Origin of the sequence: Leptospira ryugenii (assembly GCF_003114855.1) — a bacterium.
Lineage (GTDB): Bacteria > Spirochaetota > Leptospiria > Leptospirales > Leptospiraceae > Leptospira_A > Leptospira_A ryugenii.
The window spans coordinates 1-5,090 of sequence record NZ_BFBB01000013.1; the positions used below are offsets into that span (position 1 = coordinate 1).

At 33.9% G+C, this 5,090-nt stretch carries 5 protein-coding genes; all 5 read right to left on the bottom strand.

Annotation, left to right across the window (positions count from 1 at the left end; translation table 11 throughout):
* Positions 1 to 336: 336 nt before the first annotated feature.
* On the bottom strand, positions 337 to 759 hold the full coding sequence (locus DI060_RS18660; RefSeq protein WP_135355108.1) for a hypothetical protein: 423 nt from the start codon (positions 757 to 759) through the stop codon (positions 337 to 339).
* Positions 760 to 1,074: 315 nt separating this feature from the next.
* Positions 1,075 to 1,737 (bottom strand): hypothetical protein, encoded by a 663-nt coding sequence (locus DI060_RS18665; protein ID WP_108978528.1) that lies wholly within the window; start codon positions 1,735 to 1,737, stop codon positions 1,075 to 1,077.
* Positions 1,738 to 2,059: 322 nt separating this feature from the next.
* Positions 2,060 to 2,440 carry a hypothetical protein gene (locus tag DI060_RS18670; RefSeq protein ID WP_108978529.1) on the bottom strand — a complete coding sequence of 127 codons (381 nt, stop codon included), beginning with the start codon at positions 2,438 to 2,440 and terminating at the stop codon, positions 2,060 to 2,062.
* Positions 2,441 to 3,120: 680 nt separating this feature from the next.
* Positions 3,121 to 3,912, bottom strand: coding sequence for a hypothetical protein (locus tag DI060_RS18675; RefSeq protein WP_135355109.1), 792 nt, complete (start codon positions 3,910 to 3,912; stop codon positions 3,121 to 3,123).
* A gap of 275 nt (positions 3,913 to 4,187) precedes the next feature.
* Positions 4,188 to 4,922, bottom strand: coding sequence for a hypothetical protein (locus DI060_RS18680; RefSeq protein WP_108978531.1), 735 nt, complete (start codon positions 4,920 to 4,922; stop codon positions 4,188 to 4,190).
* Between the last annotated feature and the right edge of the window lie 168 nt (positions 4,923 to 5,090).

Consider the following 5,090-nt stretch of genomic DNA (forward strand, 5'->3'; position numbering starts at 1 on the left):
AGGTGTTCTAGGGGATGAGAAACCAGAAAGTGTTACCTATGTCTTGCTACAAAAGTGTTACCCATGTCCTGAGTCATACTTTATTTGAATTGCGCATAACGAACTAGGCTACACGACGTTGTCCGTAGCTGAGCCTGCAGCGCAGGCGTTAGCGTCGGCGCGTCTTCTTGCAGAGCAAGAAGCGTGACGGAGGACAATGTGCCTTTAGGCCGAGCGAGGGCGAAAGTCTCGAGCGAAGCGTGTAAGCCGAAGTTATGCGTAGTCTCATTTTAACGATAAAAACGAATTAAATTGTCAACGTAGTGAATTTGTTGTAATTATGTATTTTGGATTAGTTTAATTACATTCTTTAGGCCAGATATTTCGCGTTCCATTATTCACTTTACCGAAATAAAAATTATCCTGCGAACTATGCCCTGTTTGGATGACACCAAAAGCGTAAATCATCTCTACATAATCATGTGAATGAGCAATCATTTTATCTTCTATGAAAAAAACTCTATCTTTGGATATTCCAGTTGGAATAAAAAGAGGTATTGGAATGAATAACACATACGGCATAATTCCTTCCCAATTTAAACCATCCTCATAAGATAAAATTTTACAACTTCCAATGATTTCAGTTTTCTTTGGCAATCCTAAACAATTTAGAATATCATTTTCTGAATAAAAATCAGACGAACGCAAACATTCCTTTCTATCCGTTCTGGTACGAATCTCGTTTTTATAGTTGAGATTTTCGTATTTACCAAATGTCATAACCATAAAACCTAGGCAGTTCGAAAATAGAATGTGAAATACAAAAAGGTTAATAAATTTATTTAGATACATGGTTTTATTTGATTTGATGATAACTTTAAATTTTTTAACTAATTTATATTCTTAAATTAATTCTGAGATTACGCATAACGAACTAGGCTTACCGACGTAGGCTGACCCTGAGTCCCTGAACGGGACGTTAGGGACTGGCACGACACTTGCGCTTGCAAGGGGAGTGACAGAAAGCCTATGTGTCGCAGACCGAGCGAGGGCCTGACCCGAAGCGATGCGGTAAGCCGTAGTTATACGCCGTAACTAATTCGTAAAATATGTTTGGAATTTTCTTCCCTTGTATTTATTGATTAGTTCGTCTGTGATTTGGTTCTCGAGTGTAAAGTAGATATCTTTTGAAACTATTAGAGAAGTACCAGGTCTGAATATTCCATTGGGATTATCATACTTTAGAATTTTCAAACTAAGACATTTTTGAATTCTTGGATTTTGAAAAATATATCCATGATTGTATTTATAGCTTTGTTCTCTTTTTGGATTTATCATTATTTCTGTAGATAATGTTTCGTTTGCCGGAAACCAGTAAAGGAAGTTAAGTTTTGGATCATTTTCAATTTCGAGTATAATATCAATATACTTAAGTTCATTAGTATTCTCCTTTGTAGTATACCTTTCATTAAACTTTTTTAATCCTATTCTATGAGATATATATTTTACTATTTTTAAGAAAATATATGGCAGAATTAATAAAAATATAAATAAATAGATTTCGGTTGATAGAATAGCATTATTAATCTGTTCAGGAAGTTGACCTAATAAAATTCGCCTATCGTTTTTATCAGTAAAATCAAATAAATCTATTCCATGCGAATAATATAATCTCAAATATAGCATTATGATATAACTTGTGTAGTATAGGCCTAGTGCTAATCCTCGACTAAATAGAAATTTAAACAGATCATCCATTTCTATTACCTATGTTGTAAATAATGATACTTAGTAAATATATTTTTAGTAATTGCGCATAACGAACTAGGCTACACGACGTTGTCCGTAGCTGAGCCTCAGAGAGGCGTTAGCGTCGGCGCGACTTCTTGCATCGCAAGAAGCGTGACGGAGGACAATGTGGCTTTAGCCCGAGCGAGTGAGCAAGTCACGAGCGTAGCGTGTCAGCCGCAGTTATGCGTAGTTTTTTTAAAATTTAGATTCTTTTTGAATACTTGTATAGTTATTTTCACTATTTTTCTATTAGTTATCTTTATTAAATTTTGATCTATGCGTCGTTAGATTAAATAATATATAATTCTTCCTTGTAACGTATTGTATAGCATTCATAATTGTCAATGTTCCCAAATAATGTTAAGATAGTTTCATTATGCATAGTTAATTCTAAATTTTTAGACCTTAAAATACGGTAAGAATTTATTTTGTGAGAAATAAGGCTCGCAATTTCTTTTTTATGAATACCTTGGCCATTTTGGTAAATCAATTCATTACGAGAAGGATAGCATATTGAAAAATCGCTAGACATCGTAATTTGTAAATTATCTCCAAAGTCTAGTATAAATTGTGCTTCACTTAATATAATCCGTTCAATAGTTCTTCCAACTAAAAAATCTAGTAAATCGTCTTCGGCAAAATTATACATATTGAATTGTTCCTTCAACATTCATTTTTTTTTGACTATAAAATACGAAAGTAGTCTTGTCTTGACTAAGTTTTAAGTTTAATAGAATATTATTCCATTTTCGAGGACTTTTGGTCTTAAATGAGATTTCCAGTTAAGATGATTTTTTCTGTTAGATTTTGTTCCTTGTTTAAATAGAATATTACCAAAGAAACCCGGAATATAGATTTTAAATCATAGACTGCTCATTCTTAGAGTATTAACCAGTTTATCCTTTTTATTTTAAAAGAGTCTATGGCCAATTCTAAGTTAAAATTTGCTTCATGGTCTTCGAATGGTCAAGCTCCGGAAACAATTTAATTTTCAACAGTATTCATTTTTGCAAACCCAAGAATCGATTTGCTTTTTTCTATTGTTAAGGAACTTAGATAATTCAAGTAATTGAAAATCGATTTAATTGTTTTTGCGGTATTCTATTTCATTTTAAAAAAATTACGCATAACGAACAAGGCTACACGACGTTGTCCGTAGCTGAGCCTGCCGCGCAGGCGTTAGCGTCGGCGCGCCTTCTTGCAAGGCAAGAAGCGTGACGGAGGACAATGTGCCTTTAGGCCGAGCGAGGGCGAAAGTCCCGAGCGGAGCGTGTCAGCCGCAGTTATGCGAAGTGTCGGAACATGAAGATTATTTGAATTCTCATACTGAAAGTAATTACAGGTATTGGATTATTTGTTTCTTAAGATTTCTAGTAAACCAGGAAATTGTCTATTTATTTCTCGGATCATATTTTTACCATCGTTTGTCCAGTTATAACAAACCTGAGGTTTAAAATTAACACTTATTGCTCCTAAATCTAAGAGACGTCTATAAGAGGAAATTTTGCTAGTGCTCGTAAGAACCTCTCCCATTGTGCGTGCAGGTAAAGGTATTCCAATGTCATTTTTGAATTCAAATTCAGATATTAATTTAAAAGTATCAGTATCCAGTTTAGATGTCATTTGTGAAGCTCTAGCAAGTGTATACTGTTCGCAATCAATTAATGCTTCTGTTAATGTCTCGGTAAGATCACGAAATCTTTTTTCATGAACTTTTGTTTCGGATGTGATTCTATATTCTATTGGCCAACGATGCTGAATGATATCAAATGGTAGGTTTTCTGCTGTGCCATAGGCATTGTTCAGCACTAATATTGTTCTCTCCCACCCAATGGTTTTAATAGCATATCCCAGTTCTAGCATAACATTTGGATTTACAATATATTTTTCATTTTGTGTTTTTGAAATGAAAGTTACGTCAGCGATGAAGAACGAACAAGAATCAATTTTTTTAAAAATTGTTTGTACAATATTAGGAGTACCTGATATTCCTAAGGTATCCCTTTCTGGCCTTGGTGATAATTCCGGAACGGATGACTCCTGCAGATTTTTACAGGATTCGTTTAGAGAATTCCAAATAAAATTTTTATTCCCATCAGGATTAGTATCTAATTGCCAAGCAAAGAAGACGGTTTTAGACAATTTTTGCACTCCATTTTGTGTTTTTAAAAAGACATAGATAATTTGAATTTAAGGAAACAAGTTTCCGATCTAAGTGTATTGCTTTCTGACATTTCGCATAACGAAAAGGCTACACGACGTTGTCCGTAGCTGAGCCTACGGAGTAGGCGTTAGCGTCGGCGCGACTTCTTGCCTCGCAAGAAGCGTGACGGAGGACAATGTGCCTTTAGGCCAAGCGAGGGCTAGTCCCGAGCGAAGCGTGTCAGCCGAAGTTATACGAAGTAGCTGAACAAATATCAAAGCGAAATTCCTAAACTAAAATTTATATACGCTTCCACAGCTTTAGCTTCATTCTTAAAAAAATTTTGATAAATTGGAAGATTAAAGAGAATATTACTTCTAACGAAGCTGTCTTGAGATTGAGAACTATAAATAAAAGTGTATTGATCACTTTTATTATTTAGAAGAAATACTGGACCTCCAGATAAAGTAAAGAAAGTTCCGTTCTCTAAACTTAATTTAAGTCCAAATCCAGGAGAGAAATACAAAGTAGAAGAATATTTAGTAACAGAACTAGTATAAGTAAATTCCTGAGAAATGGAGGATCCTTGATAAATACCTAAAAGCTGAGTTTGATTGTCAACAGAAGGTAAAACTCCGATAGTAGAATTAAAATAGAAGGGAGAATCAAACAGAAAGTAATTATAAAAAATTTTTCCTGAATTTCGTTTATATATGAATGATTCATTAAATTCTAACAAAGATTGCGATAAAGGCAGAAAAATGGGATTTTCGCTTGTTCTGAAACGAGAATTAATAAAATCAAATCCTAATTCATGATTAGCATTAAAAGTATAAGTTAATCCAATAAAAGGAACAGAAAAGTAATTAGAAACACTATTTAAACCGAGATTTACGGAAAGAGGCTTTTGAATTCGATATTGTTTTTGACTCTCAAAGAAAGATTGCGCTGAATTTTCCTTGTAAGCAAATATCATTAAGATTAATCCAATTACAAATTTGATCTTCATTTTTTATATCTATCCTGGTATGACTTCAGGAGATAGGTAACGGTTAAGCGGCAGTAGAAGGGTAACGCTTTTTAGTAACCTTTCTTGGTTTATGATCTTTGTATGCATTAGGGTCAGAAATAAGCAAGAAAAAATCCTTGTCTATAACACCTAATTTATTATTAGCAA